Here is a 25,182-nt window from a genome sequence, read left to right as displayed (position 1 = left end):
ACTTATCGGGCACCTCACTCCCTCCAAATTATAGTTGACGCAGCGGTTTCTCATTTTCTCCTACTACGATGTCTAATGGGGCAATAGGCAGCGGTGTACATTTGAATTAAAAGGAATTCTTCCCGTTAATTTGGTGCGTATGCGGCTGCAGAGGCGAATTAGCTGGAGAACCTCCCGCTAATTCGCCTGAAATTGTGTATATCGGCAATAGGGCTGCGAAATAGATGGAGTTTTTCCAGCTGAATCCGATCGAAGAGCCAAGAGCGGTACATTAACGGGAGATTTTCCCGTTAATGATGTAAACTCCGACGGTAGGGCTTTATATCTACAATTGTGGATGTCGGCAACGTATCTCCGAAACCCTATCATATCCTTCCCCAACGCCAATTCGTTAGTTCAACCTATACAGAATCTTTTTTTGGGAAAAAAATTCTTTATGATTGTTGCTTGACGAAGCGTTGAGTTCCAGGTATATTAATAAATGCTTTTTAATATTTTACTGCTTATTATTTAAACTATATAACTATTAAGTTATGAATTAATGAAATAGAGAAAGGAGATGGTTCAAATCATTAGATGGACAGATCATGGAGGGGAACAGGCGTGGAAGGACAAGACTTGCTCGAAGTAACGACGATGTTCAGAACTTTGATCAAGGGCATTACCCAAGAATGGAACAAACGCGGAGGCGAGTACAATCTCAGCTTTCCCCAGTTTAAAATGCTGCACATCTTGAGCCGAAGCGGTCCGCAAAGGGTTTCGACGATTGCGGAAAAGCTGGGGCTTACCTCGGCGGCCATTACGGGGCTGACCGATCGTTTGGTGACCGAAGGGTATGCAATCCGGGCCCGGGACGAAGACGATCGGAGAGTTGTTTATATAACCATTACCGAGCTGGGTAAGGACATTGTAAATAAAATCATACAAGAGCAGGAAGAGTCGAACCGGACGATATTCAGTATGCTGGACGATAGAGATATTCGGCATTTGAAGCGGATATTTTCGCAGATGATTGCCTATTTGGAAAAAGAGAACTAAGAGGTGGAGAGAGTATGGAGCACTTATCATTAAAACGCAAAATAACCATTATGATTGCCATTATGACGGCCATGTTTTTTGCGGCGATTAACCAAACGATTACGAGCACGGCGATGCCGCGCATTATTTCCATTCTCGACGGGATGGATTATTATACCTGGACGATCAATATTTATTTGCTGACCTCGACCATCGCGACCGTCCTGGTCGGCAAGCTGTCCGATATTTTCGGACGCAAGCCGTTTATCTTGATCGGTATTTTATTGTTTATGGCCGGCGCCTTTCTGACGGGAACATCTTCCAATGTATTCCAGTTTATCACTTACCGCGGGATTCAGGGGATCGGCGCGGGGATTATCCAGTCCACGGCGTTTACGGCGGTCGGGGACTTGTTCGCTCCTCGTGAACGCGGGAAATGGATGGGCTTTATGACCGCTATTTTCGGTTTTTCCAGTGTGCTTGGACCGACGCTTGGCGGTTACCTGGTCGATCATCTGGATTGGCACTGGTTGTTCTGGATCTTCCTGCCGCTCGGGGTCGTTGCCTTTATTATGATCCTCACTTTGTTTCCGAAGGTGGACCGCAAGCAAGGGGAGGGGATCGATTACCTGGGTTCCCTGTTTATGACAACAACGATCGTGCCGCTGCTGCTGGCTTTTTCCTGGGCCGGAACCCAATATAAGTGGGGCTCTGCACAAATTCTCGGCCTATTGGCGGCGACGGTCGTCTCTGCGGTAATCTTCGTCATCATTGAATTGAAAACGAAAAACCCGATTTTGCCGATGCATTTGTTTAAAAACGATGTTGTAACGATTTCCAATCTGATCGGTTTTATTATGAACTTCGGCATGATGGGCGCTATGATCTACATCTCCTTTTTCGTGCAAGGGGTCATGGGAATTACTCCGACGTATGCCGGTTATGTAACGATGCCGATGAGTATTTTTATGGTCATTACGAGCGCCTTGACGGGGCAATGGATCGCCAAGCAAGGCAAGTACAAAAAATATGCATTGATCGGCGTGCCGGTTATGATACTTGGCATGGCGCTAATGGTTATTATGAACAGCGTCTGGCTCGCGGTGGTGAGCATGATGGTCTTCGGGATCGGGTTGGGCCTGGGGATGCCGGTCTTCTCGCTGGCCACGCAAAATGCGGTTCCGCACAAGGAGCTTGGGGTTGTTACGGCTTCCTCCCAACTGTTCCGTAACCTGGGCGGTACGATCGGGATCGCGGTCATGGGTACGGTCATGTCCAACAGTTTGGCGGGCAACCTGAAGAGCGCACTCCAGTCGGACAGCGCCGTGGACTTCAGCAAGATGGATCCGGCGATGGCTAAACAGCTTACCGCTTTCGCCAATCCGCAGACCTTGATGAACAAGCCGCTGATCGAACAGACGCAAGCCAGCCTGCCTGGGGACGTGCAGCCCTTGTTCGCGCAAATGATCGCGAGCATACGGGCTGCGCTGGGCGATACGCTGTCCGTCGTGTTCCTTACGGGGACGCTGGTCCTGGTCGTCGCCTTCGTGCTGGTCTTCTTCCTGAAGGAACTCCCGCTGCGTACGACGAATCAGGCTTCGTCCGAGGTTGGTGCAGAACCCGCTGGTGAAGCCAAACGCCAAGCCGCTTCTTCCAAAGCAGCCGGTGTAAAAGCATAATTCCCAAAGATAGGGAATGAGAGCAGGGTGGGGCTGAGAAGCGCCATGCTGCTCTTTTTGTTTCTTTTTTGAAAATAATGAAAATAAACTAAAATTACAGAAAATTTACATGGATCGATCTACCGGGAGATGGTATAATCGATATCTTGTGACGTAACTTGAAAACATATTTATAAAAGGGGAGAATACCACATCATGAACCATCAGAAGAAAAAGCTGAACTGGACGATTCGGCTGCCGCGCTTCAAAAGTATGAAAACGAAATTGATTGTTTTTATGGCGGCGCTGGCGATCATTCCTGTGATCATCGTTGGGGGGATTTCCATAAAACACGTCCAAACCACGATGATGCTTGAAACGGAGGACTCGTCCCTGCAATTGGCCAAAGAAGTCAGACATAGTGTAGTCAATTACCTGTCAGGAGTAGAGGGCTCGATTAATTTGCTGGCCCATAACGTGGATTTTACGGAGTTTTCAAAAAATCCCAACAATCGTACATACGGACAGTTTCTCCTCGAAGATATGAGAAATACCCGAGAAGATTTCAGAAATGTTTATTTCGCCTCCGTCGACAAAGAACTGCTGATTGCACCGAAGGAGACGGAGCTGGGGGATTATGATCCGACGCTTCAAAACTGGTATAAAGAGGCCATCAAAGCGAACGGGGAACTGGCGATCAGCGAACCCTATACGGACAAGGCCACGGGAAAGATGACCCTTACAGTCTCCCAGGCTGTGCTGGGCAAAGATAAGGCCGTTTCCGGGGTCATCGCGATCGACCTGGATATCGACGCGCTCAGCAATGATATCAATCAGATTGAAATCGGCGAAAACGGCTATATGCTGGTCCTTTCCAAAAACGGGATAGCGATCACACATAAGGACCAGAAGCTGATCGGCACGAACGAATTGAGCAAAATAAAACTGTGGAAAGACATAGCCGGCCGGGAGGAAGGCTTCAGTCAATATGAATACCAGGGCGTTTCCAAAACGTCGGCCTTTACGACCCATGCTAAAACCGGGTGGAAAATCGTAGCTACGTTGGACACGAAGGAAATTACGGATAGCTCCAGGGGAATCCGTCACCTCACTTTATGGCTGATGATCGCGTGCGGTCTGGTTTCCGTAATGGTAGCCTATTTCATCAGCCGGAAAATTGGGCGAAACGTTCAGGAAGTTAAAACGGGCTTTGCCCAAGCCTCCCAGGGCGATCTGACCACCCGCATCCACGTAAATTCGCAGGATGAATTTAAGGAACTGGAAGCCAGCTTTAACAGCATGATGGAGGGACTGTCCCAAGCGCTGCAGAATGTCGAGGTTTCCTCCAAGACCGTGCTGGAGACCTCCTCGTCTTTGTCCAGAATGACGATGGAAACTTCCCGTTCCGTGGAGCAAGTGGCCAAGGCCATTGAGGAAATCGCCGTGGGAACCGTCCGCCAAGCCGAAAACTCGCAGACGAGCGCCGATGAAATTGCGGAGCTTTCCGGAAATCTGGAACGTATATCGGCTTCCACGCTGGAGATGGACGAAGCCTCGAAAATCTCGGCGGAATATGGAAATAAGGGTCTTGGACAGGTATCCCTGCTTGCCGAAAAATCCGGCCAGACCAAACAATCCACGGACGAGGTTCGTCGGAGAGTACAGGATATCGAGAAGCATATGGGAGACATCCATCAAATGCTGGCCGCGATTTCCGAAATTTCAACGCAAACGAATCTTCTGTCGCTGAACGCCTCCATTGAAGCGGCCAGGGCCGGGGAGCACGGCCAAGGATTTGCGGTCGTCGCGAATGAGGTCCGCAAGCTCGCCGAGCAGTCCAGCGCCTCCGCGGCGGAAATCGGCAAGATGGTGGCCGGGATCCAGAGTGTCGTCAGCGAAGCGGTAAGCGCGATGAACCGGACGGAAACGGTAGTGCGGGAGCAAGAAACGGCCGTGGAAGAAACGAAAGAGATTTTTGAGCAGATCATCGTTTCGGTACAAACCTTGATCGACAAGGTCCATACGGTTAAAAGCGATGTGATGGAGAGCGATCGGAACCGGGAAAATGTCGTCCGGGAAGTTGAGAGCCTTTCCTCCGTATCGCAAGAGATCGCCTCGACTTCGGAGGAGGTGTCCGCGTCTACCGAAGAAATCTCCGCCACGATGACGGAGTTTACGAAGCATGCCGCAGGGCTGCAAAAACTTTCCGAGCTGCTGGACGACGAGCTTAAGAAATTTAAGCTGTAAACGGAAAAACAGCCGGTGGCTTCCTTGGGAGGAAGTCGATAGACATTTTTATGACAGCCGTTTCCTTTTTTTAGGGAACGGCTGTTTTTTTACACAAAGTTTAACAATATGTCGAACTGGAATTAATGCGGAATTGATACTGGGACGGCAGAATGAATTTCATGAGAAAGAGGGGCCAATTCATGCATAATTAAGGGTGTGATTAATGAGATGCTTGGTGAAAAAACGGAGTGCTCCCGGGAATTGACCCGCGGGGAGGCGGTGGTCCTGCTGAACCGGCTGTTCGGTATTCAAGGAAGAAAGAACGAATTGTTCAACGATGTGAAGCAGGAAAGCGACTATGCCGAAGCCATTGGGGCGGCAAGCCAGTTGGGCCTGATCCGGGGAACCGGCCTCCGGCAGTTCAGCCCCCAGGGCAGGGTTCGAACGCTGGACTATCTTGTCATGCTGCACCGGTACCTGATCGGATTAAACCTGCTGGAGCCAGAGCCCGAGCGGCTCCGGAGGGGAGCAACCGATGAGTTGCAACTGAACCGGGTTCCCTTTTATACGAGAGAAGCGGTTCTTTTTTTCCAATATGGCGGTTATTTGTCGGAAGGATCCGTACCGGGAGGCCTGTTTCGCCCGATCCCGCGGGCGGAAGCGATTCTGCTGCTGGACAAGTTGAGGCAGGCGTTCTTGGAACATCTCCCTCCGGAAAACAGGCGCGACTGAGCAAGGACCGACTTTGACCCTGAATCGATTGTAAGCGGAAAGGAAATAATTAAACCTCAAGCCGGCGCACGAGCGGCTTGAGGTTTTTGATTATCCGCGCTGTTACGGCCGGCGGATTTGCGGGGATGCATAGAGATCCGACAGCAACCGCATCGTTTTCAGGCCCTCGCGCTCGTCGATCCAAAACTTCCGGCCTTCCCGGATATGGTTGTAAAAATCGGAAATCAGCCGGCCATGGCTATAGCCCCAGTAAGATTTCCCGGCAGCCGTTCCGGTTTCCCCGGAGAGGAAGGGGGGACCGCAAAGAAGACTCTCCTGGCCGCCCTGGTTCAGGATAAGGCGATTCCGATGCTGGTGAAGACTGCCGCGCTCGAAAATAAGCTCCAGTTCGACGGACGAGTTGACCGAGTAAGCGTTTGTGGCGTAAAAGAGGCAACGCGTTCCATTTTTAAAGGTAAGCGCGGCATGTACCGTATCCTCCACTTCTATGACTTCATGGAGAAAGTCAGCACTGGCGCAGCCCCGAATGGAAGAAACTTCGCCCCCGAACCATTGCAGCAAATCGAGGGTGTGGATCGCCTGATTGATCAGAACGCCGCCGCCCTCCGTTTCCCAACGCCCGCGCCACGTACTGTTGCTGTAATAGCTCGCGTTCCGGGACCAGGTGACGATGCCTTTCATGCAAACTAGGTTTCCCAGTTCACCTGTATCAATGAAATTTCGAATGATCTGGGAGGACTCGTTATATCGGTTTTGAAACATCACTCCAAACTGCGCGTTGCTTCTCTCCGCCGCTTGAGAGATTTGCAGCGCCGCTTCGAGGTTATGGGCCATCGGTTTTTCACTCAGCACGTGCTTCCCGGCCCGAAGCAGTTCGACCGCCATTTCGGCATGCAGATGATGAGGCGTGCACAAATGAACGACCTGAATATCATTCCGGTCCAGCAGCTCGCGGTAACGGGTTGCGGCCTCGCACCCGAATTCCCCGGCCGCCGCTTCCGCCTGGCTTCGATCCTCATCGATGACCACCCTCAACATGGCTCCGTCCATTTGTCTCAACGCCTCGGCATGCAGCGGGAAGATCGTCCCGCAGCCAATAATCGCCGCGCCTAACGCTTCATTCATTTGCTTATCCCATCCTCTTCCCGGGAAATGAGCATCGCCTGCGCCTGTGCCTTCAAGCATAATTCTGCGGCTTTAAAGGCGTGCTCCTGCGTCATGGCCCGTTCCGTTCTGTGCAGGCAATCGAGGATCAATTCCCCGAAGTAAGGAAAGCCGATTTGGCCGCGAACGCTGAAATGTCGCTCCCCTTCCCGGTTGACCAGATAGACGTGATCGCCATCCGAATCCCGGGCGATATCGGTGTATTTTCGCAGTTCGATATAGCCCTCGGTGCCGAGAATAAACGTCCGACCGTCCCCCCACGTGCCGAGTCCGTCCGGCGTGAACCAATCGACGCGAAAATACTGTGTGGCCCCGTTATCCCCCAGCAGGGTGGCGTCGCCGTAATCCTCCAGTTCGGGGTATTCGGGGTGATGGTAATTGGCGACTTTGCTGTGCAGCACCCGGGCATCCTTGCAGCCGGTATAGAACAGAAACTGCTCGATTTGATGGCTGCCGATATCGCACAGAATGCCCCCGTACCGCGCCTTGCGGAAAAACCAGTCCGGCCTCGAAGGGGAATTCAGACGGTGGGGGCCGAAGCCGGTGACCTGGAGCACTTTGCCGATCGCCCCCTCCCGAATCAGCTGTCCGGCATAGACGGCGGATTCCACATGGAGGCGCTCGCTGTAATAAACCGCGTATTTGCGGCCGGTGCGGTGAACGGCTTCCCGGGCCGATTCCAGTTGATCCAGGTTTGTGAACGGCGCTTTGTCGGTAAAATAGTCCTTCCCGGCATCCATGACCTTAAGCCCCAACGCACAACGATCCGACGGAATCGCGGCGGCGGCCACAAGCCGGACCTCCGGGTCCTCAAGCACCTGCTCCAGCGTAGCCGCGCGGACCGCCTGCGGAAACTCGCGGATGAACGCTTCGGCTTTGGCCGGATCCGGATCATACACCCATTTCAGGCTGGCCCCGGCTTCAACCAGTCCGCCGGTCATGCCGTAAATATGGCCGTGATCCAAAGCGACGGCCGCAAACGTGAACTCGCCGGGCTGCACGACCGGCCGGGGCAGGCCTTTCGGGGCGTAGTTCATCCCGTCCCGCGTTTGAAAAGCCTCGGGCCGGAGAACTTGCCCGGGCTCGTTTGTTCCTTGCGGCGACGATTCCATCCCTACGGTGGGCTTTGTGTCCATCAAATCCCCATCCTTTCGCGGATAAATTGCACAAACGCCGGCAGCAGAGCGCCGGAGCTGTATTGCCCGCTGAAATCCTCGATACCGAGATACCCGTCATACCTGACGGATTTCAAGTCGGCCAGCAGCCGGCGGAAATCGACAAATCCCTCGGCCAGGGGCGCCCAACCTGACCGCCAGCCCGGGGAGCCGTCCCCGCGAGAGGAATCGGGCAGCCAGGCGGCGTTTTTTATGTGGACATGAGCCAAGTACGGCCCCAAAAGCTCCAGGCTCATTTTGAAATTCTCATAGCCTTCATGAACCATGTTGCCGGGGTCGAAAAGAACGCCGATATACTCGGGCTTGCAGTGGCTTACAAGCCGATGGGTCAGACCGGCGCTGGGAGCGATCGTGTTGTGATGCGTTTCCACAATTCCCTTCACGTCATAATGCTTGGCCATCGCCTCGGCTTCCTTCAGGTAACGGACAGTAGCCTCGTATAATTCGGGATACGGCTTTGTCCCGTCGTAAGCGGCCGCACCCACCCGAACCATGTCCGCTCCGAGCAGCCGGGCAGCCCGAAACGCCCGCTCCGTCTCATCGAGATCGAGCGAGTTCAAATAGGGCGTGACACTGACGACCTGCAGCCCCTGCGCTTCCGTAATTTCCTTGAAGTGCAGCCACGCTTCCTCGGGCAGGTTCGGGTCGATCGAGCATTTATTATGGCGCCAAAAAGAGGGCGCTTCCCCCGCCGCTTCGGCAGGAATCTCCTTAAAGCGCCATTCCACGCCGTCCAGACCGGCCTCGCGGGCCGCAACGACCAGTTCCTCCGGCGTCAAATCCGGCGTAACGACAGTAAAGACGGACAACTTCATCGCAATCGCTCCTTATTGTTGTTATGGTAGGGCGGCGGGCCGGGGCTTCGCCGGGCATGGGGACCGGCGCAAGCCGGACGGGCCGGCGCTATGAGCCGAGCGGGCTGAGCCGAGCAGACGCCGCCCCGTGAAAGCCGCATGGTCCCGGGCTGGCTCGGAACCCTCTCCCGCCCGGCTGGCTCGGGATCGGAGCATGCCTGGGGCCGGCTCCTCTATAGAAAGCGGACAGCTGGTAACGGAAGCCATAGCGGCTATTTCGTATTTTTAAGGCGATTCGAGATTCTAACGGACGGAGTAGCACTGACGTTGCATCAAACCTGACACATAGTGCTGCCCGCCACATTAACGGCATTTTGGGCCGTTATTTCGGCCCGATCCGCTTTCGCGGGAAAAATAGCGGCGCAAAAGGGCCTTATTGCTCTGGTGCGGGTCCCAAAATCAGGTTTCGGCCCGCTTTTCCCAAAAATAAGGCCCTAAAGGACCTCTATTTCACGCCGAAGGGACGGATTCGACAAAATAGCGGCGCAAACGGCCCTTATCCACCCGCCCGGCTTCAAAGGGAGGCTGTTACAGCCATTAGCCCCCTCGGGTTAATGCAACGCCAGTGAAGTCTAACGGCTGTAGCAGCCGCTATTTAACGAAAAGTAACCTTTTCAAAATTCTAGCGGTCGTGAGCGCCGTTATTTCCCTGGATTCTCGCCCTAACAGCCTGTTTATCCGAAAATAAGCGCCGTGGCGACCGTTAGAATGGGAAGTCGGCGTTTTCAGGGCAAATAACGGCTGTGGCAACCGTTAGCGTAATTTTCGTCTTCGCGCCGGATCCAACTCGCCACACCGAGGCGACAAGTTTCAAAATAAGCGGCATCCTGTCAGGTTTGATGCAACTTCAGTGACAGAGTAGCGGCTATTTTGGCTAAAGGTGATCATGCGGGCGGTAATGAGTCACAAATAGGGCGCTATGGCTTCCGTTAGATTTCCCAAAAGCGCTTTTTCGCGAAATAACGGCTATTACGTCCTCAAGAGCAACTATGGAGAGCTCGCCCCGCTTGCTTGCCCTGCAATGCACCGCTAGCTTCCCGCCCGCCCCGCTTGCTCGCCCTGCACCGCCCCGCTCGCCTCCCGCACGGTAGCAAGGCCGCTGGCATACTACCATGTCTGTTGGGCCGCTAGTGCGTGCCCGAGACGTCCAGCAGCTTGCCGCCGGCGGGACCGATGGTTTTGCGGTAGGCTGAGGACTTGATTTTTTCCTGCAGCTTGGCATAGAATAAGTCCTCGTTCAGAGGTAATTCCACCCAGTCCGAGGTCCAGGCGGACAGGTGCATGGCGTTGGAGAGGGTGAGGCCGAGAATGCCCTCCTCCCCGGGGGCGAGCAGCGGCTCGCCGCGCAACACGGCGTCGGTGAAGTTTTGCAGAATGCCCCGATGCTGCTGACCTATGCCCTCGCCGACCGGGATGTCGCATTTCCAGCATTCCGGCTGGCCGAATCCGCCGGTGTACTCGGCGTTGAATTTCGGCTCCGGCACCCGGAGGCGCCAGAAGGTCAGCTTGCCGTCTTCCGCGACGATTTTGCCGTTGTCGCCCGAGAGCTCGAAGCGATTGGTGCCCGGGGCCTCGCCGATCGTCGTAACGAACAGGCCGGTCGCGCCGTTGTCATACTCTACATAGGCCGTGACATCATCTTCGACTTCGATGTTCCGGTATTTGCCGAAATGGCAAAAGGCGCGTACCCTTTTCGGCATCATGCCTGTCGTCCACTGCCACAGGTCGAGCTGGTGCGGGTCCTGGTTCAGCAGCACGCCGCCGCCTTCACCGGCCCAGGTGGCCCGCCAGCCGCCGGAATCGTAGTAGCTCTGCGCGCGGTACCAATTGGTGATGATCCAGTTCGTCCGCCGGATCTCCCCCAGCTCTCCGGAGCTTACCAAATCGCGCAGCTTGGCGTAGAGGGGGTTGGTGCGCTGGTTGTACATGATGCCGAATTTTTGGCCGGACTTGGCGGCGGCGAGGTTCATGTCGCGGACCGCCTTGGTGTAAACTCCGGCCGGCTTTTCGACCAGCACATGGTAATCGTTTTCAAAAGCGCGCACCGCCAAGTCCGGATGATCGTAATGCGGTGTGGCAACGAGCACGGCATCCATGGCGCGGGAGGCGAAGAACGCGTCCGCGTCCGGAAAGGTCAGCATCGATTCGGGCAGGTTCTCTTTCGCCCACCGGAGCCGTTCCGGGTTGCTGTCGCAAACGGCCGTAAGCCGGGCGCCGCGGATGTCATGCAGAAGCTGTTTGGCATGGGAGGTCCCCATATTTCCGATGCCGATGATACCAAATCGTACTTGATCCATTGGAGAATACCTGCCTTTCCATCTTAGCGAGGATGCTTTTAGCTTAGCTGGAAGCACGGTAGAATAGAATCGCAAAGGTTAAGTTACTTTTGCACAAAATTAAGGTGTATTCGGAAAATGAAAGTGATAATATAGGAACTTATAGAGAGAAAAGTTCGTTGCGCAAAAAGGAGGAGAGTATCGCATGCAGGCAGGGGATCCATTTGTCGGGCGCTTGCTTGAGGGGCTGGCCGTGACGGTGACGCATGTTCAATTGAGGAGCGGCTTCCCCGGATGGAACCGGTCGGAGCAGTCCCCGAGTTTTAACCGTCTGTATTTTATAGCCGCTGGGGAAGGATCGGTCGTGCTCAACGGGATTACATATTATCCCCGGCCCAATCAGCTGATGATTATGCCGGCCGGGGCGAGTCAGGTGACGTTCACTTCGCCGGAAAATCCGTATACCCGCTATTTTTGCCATTTTGATGCGCATGTGGGGGAGTGGCCGCTTTTTCATGCGGGAAGTCCGCTTTATATCAGCGATGTCAAGGAGCCGGTAGCGGTTCGCGCCGCTTTCGACGAATTGGTCGGCCAGTTCCAGTCGGGTGGTCCCTTCTCGGCGCTGCGGATGCAGGCCGGGCTGCTTCAATTGCTGGCCGCCTGTCTGGAGGAAGGAGGTTACGGCGATCATTTGAAGGACTATCTTCAGTTTACGGAGCGGAGCAAGCTGGGAGGGGTGCTTAAATTTATCCACGACCATCTGCACGAAACGATTGAAATCGAAACCTTGGCCGAAATTGTGCATCTGCATCCGAATTATTTTATTCCGTATTTCAAAAAAATTATGGGAAGCACGCCGATCCACTACGTTCAGCGCAAGCGCATGGACGAAGCGAAGCGGCTGCTGACCTACACCGATGACAGTATCGCGAATATCGCCGAACAGCTCGGCATGCAGCTGGCGTATTTTTCCCGTCAGTTTAAAGGGCATACCGGGATTTCACCCACGGCCTACCGGGCGTGGACCCGTTGACTTCAACAGCCTGAGTTTCCAAGGGACATGTCGTGATTTTATATATTTTTGTCGCATACTCCTACTAAAAAAATCCAAACTGGTGTGTTACCTTAATGAATAGATGTCAGGATATCATATATGCATGGGAGGTAACCGAATTGAGTATTCGAATCGGCAAGGCGAGTTTCTGGCATGTTCACGCCTGGGATTATACGCGGCAGGCGGAGGAGCACCCGGATACGGTGATTGCGGCCGTATGGGATGAGGATCCGGTCCGGGGGAAGGAGGCCGCCGCCAAGCTGGGCGTTCCTTACTACGAATCGCTTGAGGCGATGCTGACCGAGGAAGATCTGGACGCCGTCATCGTCGACGCGCCAACGAACCGTCACAAGGAAGTGATTGTCGCTGCCGCAAGGGCGGGGAAGCATATTTTTACGGAAAAAGTCATCGCCCCCTCGCTGCAGGAGGTCCGTGAAATTATGGAGGAAGTGGAGCGAAGCGGAGTAAAGTTCACGGTTTCCCTCCCCCGATTGAATGAAGGTTATACGCTCGCTTTGGAAGATATTCTGGAGCGCGGCCTGCTTGGCGAGATTACTTATGTACGGGTCCGGCTTTCCCATAATGGAGCGTTGGCCGGTTGGCTTCCAGCGCATTTTTATAGTCTGGAGCAGTGCGGTGGCGGTGCGATGATCGATCTCGGCTGCCATCCGATGTATCTGACCCGGTTGCTCCTGGGCCGGGAGGTGACGGGAGTAAGCGCGAACTACGGCTATATCACGGGAAAAGAGGTCGAGGACAACGCCGTCGTGACGCTGTTTACTGAATCGGGCGCCATCGGCGTGGTGGAAGCGGGTTTCGTGAACAGCCATTCCCCGTTTACGGTCGAGGTCCACGGTACGGAAGGAACCGTGTTGTACGGAACACCGGAAGACAAACTGCTGCTTAAATCGAATAAAGCGGAAAACGAGGGCAAAGCCTGGATCGAAGTGTCGCCGCGAAGTCGGCGTGAAAGCGCATTCGAGCAATGGGTCGGGCATATCCAAAGCGGCACGGTCGCCCGCGGCAACCTGCAAATGGCGGTGGAGCTGACCCGGTTGATGGAAGCGGCCAACCGCTCGGCCAGGGAAGGCCGCGTGATCCGTCCGGAAGCGGCAGCCCCGAAAATATGAGCGTCGGGAAGCTAAACCCCTTTCCGTATGAGGTCATGTTTGAGAAACAGGACCTCCTGGAGCGGCTCGACATTACCATCGTCTGGGGCCATTACGAGATCAAAGTGCTGCGTTTCCATCTGACCTCGTTTGAACCCGGAAGGGTCATTGATTTTCATAACCACGCCGAATTTGAATTTCATTTCATTCCCCGGGGGAAAGGCACGGTGATCCTTGAGGATGAGTCGTTCCCGTTATCGGAAGGGATGTTTTATCTGACGGGCCCGGGCGTCATGCATTTTCAGGCGGCCTCGCCGGAGGAGGCGATGTACGAATTGTGCCTCCACGTCGATATTGCGCCCCGGGAGCGAACGGATACCGACCCTTGGGAAGCGGCGGAGGCGGAGGAGTGCATGGAGAAGCTCCGGGAGCTGCCGCTGAAGCCGGAGTTGGACCGTCATGGGGCGATGAACTGTTTTTTGGAAGCGTATGAAGTGTGCGAGGGAAAACAACGGGGGTATTATACCTCCATTAAACAGCTGGTGATCAGTATATTGCTGAAAGCGGTAAGGGCTTATGACTCGGGAGAAATCGGCACGGAGGCCCCGATCCGCAATATGATCGCCTACCGGTACGAATATGCGGTCCAGTATATGGAGGCGAATTCTTCCGCAAGTCTGACGCTGGAGAATGTCGCCGAGAAGCTGAACATCAGCCCGCGGCAGCTGCAGCGGATTTTCCGGCAAATGGATCCCGGGAAGCCCTTCAGCAAGGTGCTGGAGGATATCCGCCTTAAGTCGGTCTGCCGGCGGCTGGAGGAAAGTGCGCTATCCATTGAGCGGATCGCCCAGTCGGAGGGGTTCACGAACGCGACGTACCTGCATTCGGTGTTCCGCAAGCGGATGGGCGTAACGCCCTCGGCTTACCGTAAGACCAAACAGGCCAAATGAGTTCGATTTTATGAGGAGGAGAAAAAGATGAGCAAAGTGTATCGCGTAGGGATTATTGGATGCGGGGGAATCGCGAACGGGAAGCATCTGCCCAGCTTGAGCAAGCTGACGAATGTCGAATTGACGGCTTTCTGCGATATCGTTCCGGAGCGTGCGGAGGAAGCCGCCGCCAAATACGGCAGCGAGGGGGCCAAGGTATATTCCGATTACCGGGAAATGCTCAAGGAGGAGCAACTGGATATCGTGCACGTGCTGACGCCGAACGATTCCCATGCCGAGATTTCCATCGCCGCGCTTGAGGCCGGCAATCATGTCATGTGCGAGAAGCCGATGGCCAAGTCGGCGGCGGATGCCAGAAAGATGGTCGAAGCGGCCAAGCGGACCGGAAAGAAGCTGACGATCGGATACAACAACCGATTCCGGCCGGACAGTCTGTATTTGAAAAAGCTGTGCGAGGCCGGGAAGCTCGGGCAGATTTATTATGCCAAAGCGCACGCGATCCGGAGAAGAGCGGTGCCGACCTGGGGCGTATTTTTGGATGAAGAGAAACAGGGGGGCGGTCCGTTGATCGACATCGGCACCCATGCCCTGGATTTGACGCTTTGGATGATGGATAACTACAAACCCAAAGTTGTGCTGGGCACGAAATACCATGAATTGTCCCAGCGGGAAAATGCGGCCAATGCCTGGGGACCTTGGGATCCGAAAAAATTCACGGTGGAAGATTCCGCGTTTGGAATGATTGTCATGGAAAATGGCGCTACGATTGTGCTAGAATCCAGTTGGGCCCTCAATTCGCTGGAAGTGGACGAATCGAAGTGCAGCTTAAGCGGTACGGAAGCCGGAGCGGATATGAAGAACGGGCTGCGCATCAACGGTGAGGAGTTCGGACGATTGTACACCAAAGAGATTGACCTCGGTGCGGGCGGCGTCGCTTTTTATGACGGGAAGGCCGAAAATGCGGCGGATACGGAAATGAGAAGCTGGATCGAAGCCGTCGACAAGGATCTGGAGCCCGTGGTCACGCCGGAACAGGCTTGTGTCGTCTCGGAAATCCTGGAGGCCATCTATGAATCGGCGCGGACCGGGAAGGCCGTCTATATGAACTGATTCCCGACAGCAGCGGGGAACATGGAGGAGAAATTGTATGAATGAGCATGCCAAACATTCCGTCGTCATCGTGGGCTACGGAGGCATGGGGAGCTACCATGCCAAATTAATCAAGGACAACGGACGGCTGAAGGTGGCCGGGACTTATGATATCGACGGTCAGCGCGCAGCGGCCTCGGAAAAGGACGGGTATCCGGCGTATTCGAGCTATGATGCCGTTTTGAATGATCCCGCGGTGGAAACGATACTGATCGCGACACCGAACGATGTGCATAAAGAGCTGGCCGTGCGGGCCTTTGCCGCGGGCAAGCATGTCATTTGCGAAAAGCCGGTGACGATGTCCGTGGAGGATTTCAAGGAAATGACGGCGGCGGCCGAGCGGGCGGACCGCGTTTTGATGGTGCACCAGAACCGACGTTGGGACGAGGATTTCCTCATCATCAAGCAGATGTATGAGCAAAAAACGGTAGGCGACCTGTTCCGTATCGAATCGAGAGTCCACGGAGCGAACGGGATTCCGGGGGACTGGCGGCATCTCGAAGCCTACGGCGGCGGGATGCTGCTGGATTGGGGCGTGCATTTGCTGGATCAGTTGGTCTTTATGGTGGACAGCAAAATTACCAGCGTGACCGGCCGCCTCAGCTTTATTCTGGGCGACGAAGTCGATGACGGGTTTGAAGCGGTGCTGCAGTTCGAGAACGGTCTGTCCGCGCTGGTCGAAGTCGGAACGACGAATTTCATTCCCCTGCCCCGCTGGTACGTAAAAGGAACGGAAGGCACCGGCGTGATCGAGGACTGGTCTATGACCGGCCGGACCGTCACCCGGAACCGCGAGGCGGAGCATGTTGAGCCCAAACCGATCCAGGCGGGCGTGGGCTTGACCAAGACGATGGCGCCGCCTTCGGAATCAGCCACGCTGACGGGCGTACTGCCGGAGCCTTTCCGCCAGCCGAGCAGCTTTTACGACAACTATGTTTCGGTGCTCGAAGGAACGGCCGAGCCGCTGGTCAAGAACGATCAGGTACTGCGGGTATTGAACCTGATCGAGGCGGTTTTCCGCTCCGGACGCACCGGCGAAACGGTGAAGGATTTCGATCTGTATTGATAAAACAGTCACCACCATCGGCTTAGCCGGTGGTGGTGACTGTTTTATTCGTCATCTTAAGAAGCGTCGTGGCGAACGGGGGGGAGCGGTCAAAAAGGCCGTTATCCACCCGCACGGCTTCAAAGGGAAGCTGGCCGCGGGCAAATATTTAACGGCGATCCAATGAACACGATAGTGCAGTATTACCAACTATATAGGTTGAACTATTGATTTGCATATTAGGCAGCGGTGTAAAGGGTTCTTATCACACCCTTGACCTGCAACTAAGGGTTTGGTTCGAATTAGAGGGAATTCTTCCCGTTAATTTGGTGCGTAAGCGGCTGCAGAGGCGAATTAGCTGGAAAACCTCCCGCTAATTCGCCTGAAATAGTGTATATCAGCAATAGGGCCGCAAAATAGATGGAGCTTTTCCTGCTAAATCCGATCGAAGAACCAAGAGCGGTACATTAACAGGAAATTTTCCCGTTAATGGTCTAGACTCCGACGGTGGGATCTTATATCTACAATTGTGGATGTTGGCAACGTGTATCCGAACCCTATCCTATCCTTGCCCAACGCCAATTCTTTAGTTCAACCATATAATTAAAAATAAAATGCGGGGTTTCTTTTCGTGGGGAGCGGATTTACGGGATGACGTGATTGAGATAGACTGGGGGCAATGAGTTTGAGGGGAAGTGATCCGAGTGATAGACCATCCGGTCGTTGAATCGGGAGATTCGGGGGAAGGAGGGACAAGCGTTAGGCGCCATTGGCTCGATTTTATGATCGTGCCCTCGAAATTTGAGATTCCGGCTGTGCCCGAAGGCTACGTGAAGCGTCCCCGTTTGGACAAGAAGCTGCAGGGCGCGCTTCATCGCCGCCTGACGGTCATCGAAGGGCCTCCCGGATCGGGCAAAACGGCGCTGGTCAGCGGATGGAAGGAGGAGTCCGCGATCCGCCTCGCTTATATCGCGCTTGAAGAGGCGGATAACCATCTGCTCCGTTTTTGGCTGCAGCTCATTGCGGCTCTCGACCGGGCGATACCGGGTTTTGATGACGGATTGACAAGCCGGTATATCGAACAGTTTATGCGGCAGCCTTCCCGCGCTTTGGCGGAGTTAAACTCGGCGTGCGCCAGGCAGAAGGTGCCCATGATATTGGTCCTGGACGGGTATCATTCCATTGAAATCGCAGAAATCCACGATATGGTGGCCGGCTGGATTCGAAGCTTGCCCGAGCCACTGCACATCATCATGATTACCCATGACGAACTGCCCCTCAACCTGTCCAAGAATTTGGTCTACCGCATAGGCTGGCCGGACTTGGCGTTCACGTTGGGGGAGACGAAACGTTTCTGTCAAAAACTTCACCCTCCGCGCTATTCCGGGGAGCGGGCACTTATGCTCCAGGAGCAGACAGAGGGCTGGGCGCTTGGCCTGCGCATGCTGGGAGCGGCTCCAAGCTTGGATGGAAATGAAGGGAAGGCGGCCCGAAACGCCTGCGGAACCGGGTCCTGGGAGCGGCAGACCACGGTATGCGGACGCGTTCTGGAACAGCTCCTGTCCAGACTGACGCAGGAATCGATTTCTTTCCTTCTGCGTACGGCCGTACCGGAGCGCATCAACGGGTCCCTGAGCGGGGAGCTGACCGAAAGTTCGGAGCCGGGGAAGGTACTGGACGAGCTGGAAAAAGAAAGATTGTTCTTCCAACGAATCCGCGACGGTTCGGAGGTATGGTACAGATATCATCCGCTAATCGCCCGCAAGCTGCGCGACCTGCTGCAGGAACAGGACCCGAAGCTGTGGCATTCCCTTCAGCGGCGAACGGGAGATTGGCTGGAGAAAAACGGATTCCCGATGGAAGCGATGGAACACTATATTCGAGGCAGACACTATGACGAGGCGGGCCGGCTGCTCGAGGTGTTGTTCAATCAGTTTATTCTTCGGGAAGCTTGGACGCTCCGGCGCTTTTTTGCCAAAATTCCCGAGGAAACGATTCAAAAACGGCCCAAGCTGTATTTGTCGTCACTCTTCTTTGCGGCCGGTGAACAGGATCCCGAACGGACATGGGAACAGCTGGATTCGATCGAGTGGAGAGTCACGTCGGGCCAAGGCGGGCTGAACGACGCGCAAAAGGCTTACTCCATGCGGGTTATCAAGGTCATGCGCGCCTATGTATGTATTTTTAAACGGGATCTGCAAGGTCTTGTCCACCAACTGAACGACTATCTGGATCAAGGCTTTCCGCAGGAGGATAACATTTTTTCCTATATTGATTATCACGAACGTCATTTCTCCCGTTTAAGAAGTTTTCCGGGGGTCGAGGGCCGCTTGCTGCAGGCGGAGCGCTGTTTCGAACCGATTATGAAGCGGTGGGGAAAAATTCGTTCCTACAATACCGCCTATTATGCGATCGGTTACGCAGAGCTGCTGTACGAGCGCAATCAGCTGCGGGAATCGGAAGTCTATGCTTCGCTGGCCCGCTCGATTGGGGAGGAACTGGGGAAGGCCGCCTTGTTTGTTCCCGCGGCGATTTTACAAAGCCGGCTCGCCTCGGCTAGAAATCAGTGGGAGCGGGCGCAGCGGCATCTGCGGGAAGTTCGGTCGCGCCTCCATGGTCAAGAAGCGCAGGAATGGGCTTGTGTGTTAAAGGCTTGCGAAACCAAGCTCCACTTGATGTCCGCCGAGGGGGACCCGAAGGCCGGTCCGTATTATCTGGCGACCTATCCCGACCCCCTTGCGGAAGGGAGCGGCAGTAATGAATTGCTGCGCTCGCTGGTGCGGGCACGGGCGCTGATCCTTGCGGATCGGGGAGAGGAGGCGCGAATTTTGCTGAAAAGCATCCAGAAATACGCCGCGGCGCGCGGGCTGTTGATGGAGCAGTTGGAGGCGTGCGTTCTTCTGGCTCTGATGTACGATCAACAGGGCAAAAGCAGTCTGGCCGCGAGAACCTTCGCTAAAGCGGTTCATCTTTCGGCGGGAGACGGACATCTTCGGACCTATTTGGATGAGGGGGAGCCGCTGCGAAATATCGCCTATCGTTATCGTGAGTCGAGGCAGACTTACAAAATGGAGGAGAGGCAAGTTTCCGTCCGGTATATCGATCAAATCCTGTTTGCGTTTGAAGCGCAGGATGCAAGGCGGCACGGGGAGAAAGCGGCCGGCCGCAATCCGCTGAGCGAGATGGAGCGGCGGGTTTTACTGGGCGCCTCGAAAAGATGGACCAGCAAGGAGATCGCCATTTCCTTGGGGGTAAGTACCGGGACGGTGCATACGTATATTCAAAGGATATTTTCCAAGCTGGAGGTAAACAAACGGAAGGATGCGGTTCTAAAAGCATACCGGGCAGGGTGGCTCGATGTAGATGCGGAGCCATAAAGGTGAGCGATTACTCCCGAAAATATAGACAAACTCCTGAAATGAAGCATTGAAAAGCGGAGTGTTGTCTATATTTTTAGGGGGTTTTTTTGTGGATTAAAACTATTAAACTTTACTATAAACTCGACAAAAAGAGGAGGAGATCGATTTTAAAAGGAGAGATTGTATGAAGCGCCTGCTTGTGAGCATGATTTTGACGGGATTCGCCGTATTCCTTTTGTTCAGTCTGAATCCTGGTCCCGGAGGAACGGCGCTGGCCTTTTCCGATACGGAAAAGCATTGGGCCCGGAAGGAAATTCAGGAGTGGGTATCCGGCGGCCGGGTCAAAGGGTACCTCGATCAAACGTTTCGGCCGGACCGGAGCCTTACAAGAGCGGAAGCCGCGGCGCTGATTAACCGGGCGCTGGGCATTCCCGAAGGGCAAGAAGCGGAAACCGCGGCGTTTCCCGACATAGTTAAAGGCCGATGGGATTGGGGTCCCCTTACGGCAGCGGTTGCCGCAGGATACATGCATGGCTATGCCGACGGCACGATAGGGGCGGACCGGGCGGTAAGCCGCCAGGAAATGGCCGTCATGCTGACGCGACTGGTGCGCTATGACGAAGATGAAGCGGGGATGATCCCGTCCTTCACGGATCCGCTTCCGGGCTGGAGCCGGGAAGCGGTTGGGGCGACCGCGGCGGCGGGCTGGATGCAGGGTTATCCGGACGGCAGCTTTAAAGCCGAGCGACCGCTTACCCGTGCGGAGGCCGTTGTGATTCTGGGCCGCTTTATGCAAGCCGAAGGGAAGGCGAACGACGAGGACGAGGTTCGCTATACAAGAAGCGGAACCTACGGGCCCGAGGTAGGCCGGCGCGTCATCGAAGGCAACGTGACCGTGGCCGCGGACGGAATAACCTTGCGGAATGTAACGGTCTCCGGCGATTTGACGTTGACGGAGGACGTAGGCGACGGAGATGTCCTGCTTCGGGGCGTGGTGGTGAAGGGCAAGCTTAGCGTGCAGGGCGGTGGGGAAAACTCGATCGGCCTCCAGGATACGGAGATCCGCGAACTGGACGTCCATAAGAAAGCGGGGACTCCGGTACGCCTTGCGGCAAAGGGAAGCACCGTCGTAGAGGAGACATTGCTTCATGACTCCGCCGTTTTGGAGGAGGAGGATCTTAGAGAAGGCTCCGGATTCAAGCGGGTTGGGACCGCGGAGGAAATGAAGGCGGACAGCCTGATCCGGCTGCGTGGTGATTTCGAAGCGCTCACCGTGCGATCCGGAGAAGGCCGAATAGAGCTGGAGCGGGGCAGCATCGGCCGACTGGACCTTCCGGAAGGCTCGCGAAACCGGGGTATCTGGCTTGCCGAAGGGACGCGGGTCGAAGATGCGATCATCGCGGGTCCGGCTGTATTTCGCGGTCAAGGTGTGATCGCTCATGCAGAAATTCGCACCTCCGGCGTCCGCTTTGAGCGGAACCCGGATAGGGTAAGCTGCCCGTCCGGAATAAGCCATGCTCTATGCGGAACCCATGCGGGAAAACCCACATCCACTTATTCCGATTCTTCCGGCGGAGGAACTTCAGGAGGCGGAGAAAAACCGGAGGCAAGCGTCACCGCGCTGGTCTACGAGCCTCGGCAGGTCGTGCTGTCGGCCCCCGGAGACCGTCTCCAGTTGAAGCTGGAGGCGAAGTGGAGCGACGGCCGGTCAACGGATGCGACTCTGGCGGCGGAGTGGTCGTCGGATGATCCCGCGATTGCCGCCGTGAGCGAGAGCGGACTCGTTACGGAGGCAGGGGAAGGTTACACGTTCATTTCGGCGGCGTATAGGGGCCGTTCTGTCCGGATTCCCGTGGACGTGGTCTACCGGACGCCTGCATCGACCGTAACGGAGTTGGTGTACAGACCGGAATCCGTTCGGCTCACATCGCTTGGGGAGCGCATACAGTTGGAACTGTCGGCCAAATGGAGCGATGGGACGGTTGAAGACATCGCCGGCAAGGCAAAATGGCGCTCGCTGGATCCGCATGTGGCCGCCGTCAGCGACAGCGGTCTGATCGAGGCCGCCGGAGAAGGCGTGGCGCGGATTGAAGCCGAGTATGAAGGGATAGCCGTAAACATTCCGGTACATGTAGCGTTGTCTGATACCGTTCTGGACGCGGCGACGGTAATAGCTTCGATAAGCAGTGTCGATCCACTGGTCGGGTCGGACAACGCTCTGGTGCTGACCGTTAAACGGTCGGATGGAAGTGTGGACACCGGTTTTAATGGAAAAAAGAAAGTGTTATTGAGCCTAAGCGGACCTACAATCGGTTCTGTGTACGGCTACGGTGTCTGGAATAAGGAGCAGATGACGCAACGGATCCACGAAACCGAGATTATTTTTGTGGACGGCGTTTCAAACACCAATCTCGTATTGTTTAAAACCGACCCTCATACGATTACTGTCAAAGTTGAAGATGTGAAAGTTCCTGAGGCAAGTCTGATGCTTAGACCAACTCCGGAACAAGCGTCCCGGGTTGTCGTCAGTAAAATGCAGGCGAGCGGAACGGCGAAATCGGGCCGCATGTTTTTGAACCTCGTGGTCGATTTGCTGGATCCCTATGACAACATAGCTTCGAATACAAACAAGAAAGTGCGGGTGTCCGTCAAAAACACCGGAGAGGACGGCCCCGATTTGATTGGAAGCCAAGAAGTCCTTTCCGTCCATGGACAGGCGGTCTTCAGCGATTTATACGGACGGGGAACCGGGCGGTTCATTCTTAACATTACGGCGGAAGGATTACCGGCCTATGAGACATACCCGATTACCATCCAAGCTCCATTCCAGGGAAGGGGGACCGATGCCGATCCCTACCTGGTCGATTCGGCACAACTGCTGGATGAAGTCCGTTATTATCCGGAGGCTTCATTTCGGCAGACCAGCGATATCGACTTATCGGTCTACTCCGCAGGGGAAGGATGGGCTCCGATCGGAAAGGGGCTATTGGACGGAACGCTGACGTATGACTCGTTTACAGGATCCTACGACGGGGGCGGGTTTGCCATACGTCATTTAACAGTCAAGTCACAGCGCGGCTGGCTTGGATTGTTCGGTCATGCCCGGAACGCCGAGTTGAAGGATATTCATTTAAAAGACTTGGACCTGGACGGTACTTTTTATGCCGGCGGTTTGGTCGGTCAGGTCAGGGAAAGCAGCATCACCGACAGCAGTGTGGAGGGGACGATCCGCGGGACCTCATCTTTTGGAGGACTAAGCGGTTATGCTTATGAAACCGTGATTGCCCGTTCTTCAGCAAGGGTGCAGTTAACGGCGATTCAGGCATCCTCGGACGTCAGACTGACGATCGTAGGGTATATCGGAGGCCTGTCCGGGGGTATGGAATACGGGACCGTTACCGACTCCTACGCTGTGGGTACCATAACTACCGATGACGAAGCGTATGATGTCGGGGTAGGCGGGTTGTTCGGATTTTTTGCCGGAGAAAGTATCCATTACAAGGGAACGCTGGACCGGTCTTATGCCGAAGTCGATATTCGCATGAAGCGGGGGACACGGGTCGGCGGACTGGTTGGAGCAACCTATGGAAGTTCGCTCACCGACACCTATGCTAAAGGTCGCATAGAAGTCGACTCCCCTTTGTCCCGGGATGGGGTAGGCGGGCTTATCGGCCGGCAGGAAAACGGTTATACCCGAAATTCTTACGCTGCCGTAAAACTGCTGACGGACCCGACGGAAAATACCGGAGGTCTCGTCGGTCTCTCCTTAGGCTATTCGGACTACACGGCCTCCTTTTACGACAGCGGAGTATCCGGCCGGTCCGACACCGGAAAAGGTACCCCGCTGAATACGGAGAACATGCGGAAGCAAGCCAATTACGCAGGTTGGGAATTTCCCGGCACCTGGTCGATGACGGAGGGCTGCGGGTATCCGTATCTGTCCTGGCAGAAGGAAGCCCCTGCCTCGGACTGCTTTCAGGTCAAGCTGCTGGAGGAAGGAACAAAGACGCATGGCAAGCTGTTTCAGTTGCTGATTACCGGGGCCAAGGACGCTGCCGGGTTGCCCTTAAACGGGGCTCACCAAGTGGAGGTCTTCTTGAGCTCCAATCCTTACACTCCGATTCTGTCCAGTCAAGTCGAACCCTTTGAGGAGGGGAAGCGGAAGGTCAGCTTGGCCGTCCATGAATCCGGCAAGGTTTCTCTTGTCGTTAAAATCCTCCATGTAGAGGGATACCGCACCTTGGATGTCGAACTTGGCCCGCATCCTTTCGATGGGGGAAAGGGCACGAAGAGCGATCCGTTTTTGATCAGCACTGCGGAGCAGCTCGATATGGTCCGGGATTTTACAAGATCCCATTTTAAAATGACCGCCGACATTGATCTGGATGCGCCGCCTTATACCGCCGATGCGGGGTGGAGGCCTATTGGAACCAGAGCCCAACCGGTATATGGCAGCCTGGATGGAGACGGCCATACGATCCATGGTTTAACGATTCGCAATACGGATCAGGCTCCCGCGGGCTTGTTCGGTATCCTCCAAGGAGCGGAGATTCGCAACCTTCATTTGACCGGCGTGGATATTACGTCGTCCGCCCCGGAGGTAGGGGGTCTGGCAGGGATTTTGTATTACGGTCATATTGAAAATGTATCCGTGCAGGGCGTCATTGTTTCTGCAGCCCAATCCGCTGGCGGCTTAAGCGGGGTGATGTATGGTAGTGCCAAAAACATCGCCATCGATGCGGAAGTATCCGGGAGTTACTGGGTCGGCGGGATAACCGGTGTTCTTGAAGTCAACAGGAGAATCGAGAAGGCCTCCGCAAAAGGTAGCGTCACAGCAACCTCGGGGGTTGCGGGAGGAATTGCCGGCAACGCTCAGACGGGCAGCCACATTCTCAATTCTTACGCCTTGGCAGCTGTGACGGCTCCGAACAATGTTGGGGGAATCGCGGGCGTGGCCTTCGGTACGATCCAAAAGTGCTATGCGGCCGGATGGGTTCAGGGAACATCGCGAACAGGCGGCATCTCCGGCAATAACGCCGCATGGATTTCGGAAACTTACTATGACAGCGAGTCAACCCGTGTGATCGGCGGTGGCGGCGAGCCGAAAACGACGGAAGAAATGAAGCGACAGGCGACTTTTGCAAACTGGGATTTTATCCAGGTGTGGGAAATCAAGGAGGGCGTCGACTACCCGACATTAAGACAGCCCCATCCTTGACGTGCAGGTCAGTTAACTTGAAGCGGCTTCGGCAAGGAAATTCCTTCCGAATGCCGTTTCTTTTTTTAGTGAAAAAAATGAATTTGTAATAACACATTGACCATATTGTATATATATTATAATATATGTCATAACAAAAATGTAAATTTTACCAAACTAATTAAGGAGTTGATCAACTAATTTAAGGAAACGA

The 25,182-nt window shown here is 54.8% G+C and carries 15 protein-coding genes; 11 read left to right on the top strand and 4 right to left on the bottom strand.

Annotated elements, in window-relative coordinates:
• The first annotated feature begins 603 nt into the window (after window positions 1-603).
• The 4 genes from V4U84_RS24440 (at window position 604) to V4U84_RS24425 (ending at window position 5,636) form a co-directional block, all read left to right on the top strand.
• Window positions 604-1,038, top strand: a complete 435-nt coding sequence (locus V4U84_RS24440) for a MarR family winged helix-turn-helix transcriptional regulator (protein ID WP_334078174.1) — start codon at window positions 604-606, stop codon at window positions 1,036-1,038.
• Window positions 1,039-1,052: 14 nt separating this feature from the next.
• Window positions 1,053-2,696, top strand: coding sequence for an MDR family MFS transporter (locus V4U84_RS24435; RefSeq protein WP_334075140.1), 1,644 nt, complete (start codon window positions 1,053-1,055; stop codon window positions 2,694-2,696).
• 195 nt (window positions 2,697-2,891) lie between these two features.
• A complete protein-coding gene (locus V4U84_RS24430) occupies window positions 2,892-4,922 on the top strand; it encodes a methyl-accepting chemotaxis protein (RefSeq protein WP_334075141.1) in 2,031 nt (676 codons plus the stop codon).
• Between the two features lie 210 nt (window positions 4,923-5,132).
• A complete protein-coding gene (locus V4U84_RS24425) occupies window positions 5,133-5,636 on the top strand; it encodes an S-layer homology domain-containing protein (RefSeq protein WP_334075142.1) in 504 nt (167 codons plus the stop codon).
• Window positions 5,637-5,738: 102 nt separating this feature from the next.
• Here the strand turns inward: V4U84_RS24425 and V4U84_RS24420 are convergent, their stop codons facing one another.
• From V4U84_RS24420 to V4U84_RS24405, 4 genes are all read right to left on the bottom strand, one after another.
• Window positions 5,739-6,761: a Gfo/Idh/MocA family protein gene (locus V4U84_RS24420; RefSeq protein ID WP_334075143.1), complete on the bottom strand. Its 1,023-nt coding sequence runs from the start codon at window positions 6,759-6,761 to the stop codon at window positions 5,739-5,741.
• On the bottom strand, window positions 6,758-7,837 hold the full coding sequence (locus V4U84_RS24415) for a Gfo/Idh/MocA family protein (RefSeq protein WP_334075311.1): 1,080 nt from the start codon (window positions 7,835-7,837) through the stop codon (window positions 6,758-6,760). The genes V4U84_RS24420 and V4U84_RS24415 overlap by 4 nt, the downstream gene beginning before the upstream one ends.
• Window positions 7,838-7,935: 98 nt before the next feature.
• The gene (locus V4U84_RS24410) at window positions 7,936-8,790 is read right to left on the bottom strand and encodes a sugar phosphate isomerase/epimerase family protein (protein WP_334078173.1); all 855 of its coding nucleotides are present in this window, start codon (window positions 8,788-8,790) and stop codon (window positions 7,936-7,938) included.
• A 1,166-nt stretch (window positions 8,791-9,956) separates the two neighbouring features.
• Complete coding sequence (locus V4U84_RS24405; protein ID WP_334078176.1) at window positions 9,957-11,126, bottom strand: Gfo/Idh/MocA family protein; 1,170 nt, start codon at window positions 11,124-11,126, stop codon at window positions 9,957-9,959.
• Window positions 11,127-11,310: 184 nt separating this feature from the next.
• Here V4U84_RS24405 and V4U84_RS24400 point away from each other — a divergent pair, with 184 nt between their 5' ends.
• The 7 genes from V4U84_RS24400 (at window position 11,311) to V4U84_RS24370 (ending at window position 24,989) form a co-directional block, all read left to right on the top strand.
• The gene (locus tag V4U84_RS24400) at window positions 11,311-12,138 is read left to right on the top strand and encodes an AraC family transcriptional regulator (protein ID WP_334078172.1); all 828 of its coding nucleotides are present in this window, start codon (window positions 11,311-11,313) and stop codon (window positions 12,136-12,138) included.
• A 140-nt stretch (window positions 12,139-12,278) separates the two neighbouring features.
• The gene (locus V4U84_RS24395) at window positions 12,279-13,289 is read left to right on the top strand and encodes a Gfo/Idh/MocA family protein (protein ID WP_334078171.1); all 1,011 of its coding nucleotides are present in this window, start codon (window positions 12,279-12,281) and stop codon (window positions 13,287-13,289) included.
• A gap of 35 nt (window positions 13,290-13,324) precedes the next feature.
• Complete coding sequence (locus V4U84_RS24390) at window positions 13,325-14,218, top strand: helix-turn-helix domain-containing protein (RefSeq protein ID WP_334078170.1); 894 nt, start codon at window positions 13,325-13,327, stop codon at window positions 14,216-14,218.
• A gap of 27 nt (window positions 14,219-14,245) precedes the next feature.
• Window positions 14,246-15,328, top strand: coding sequence for a Gfo/Idh/MocA family protein (locus V4U84_RS24385; protein ID WP_334078169.1), 1,083 nt, complete (start codon window positions 14,246-14,248; stop codon window positions 15,326-15,328).
• Window positions 15,329-15,365: 37 nt separating this feature from the next.
• Window positions 15,366-16,433 carry a Gfo/Idh/MocA family oxidoreductase gene (locus tag V4U84_RS24380; RefSeq protein ID WP_334078168.1) on the top strand — a complete coding sequence of 356 codons (1,068 nt, stop codon included), beginning with the start codon at window positions 15,366-15,368 and terminating at the stop codon, window positions 16,431-16,433.
• A gap of 683 nt (window positions 16,434-17,116) precedes the next feature.
• Window positions 17,117-19,789, top strand: a complete 2,673-nt coding sequence (locus tag V4U84_RS24375; protein ID WP_334078167.1) for a winged helix-turn-helix domain-containing protein — start codon at window positions 17,117-17,119, stop codon at window positions 19,787-19,789.
• Window positions 19,790-19,955: 166 nt separating this feature from the next.
• Window positions 19,956-24,989, top strand: a complete 5,034-nt coding sequence (locus tag V4U84_RS24370; protein WP_334078166.1) for an S-layer homology domain-containing protein — start codon at window positions 19,956-19,958, stop codon at window positions 24,987-24,989.
• Window positions 24,990-25,182 lie beyond the last annotated feature (193 nt).

The organism is Paenibacillus sanfengchensis, assembly GCF_036864765.1.
Taxonomy (GTDB): domain Bacteria; phylum Bacillota; class Bacilli; order Paenibacillales; family Paenibacillaceae; genus Fontibacillus; species Fontibacillus sanfengchensis.
The sequence above is the reverse complement of the archived record's forward strand: the minus strand, read 5'-3'. Positions and strand labels throughout refer to the sequence as shown.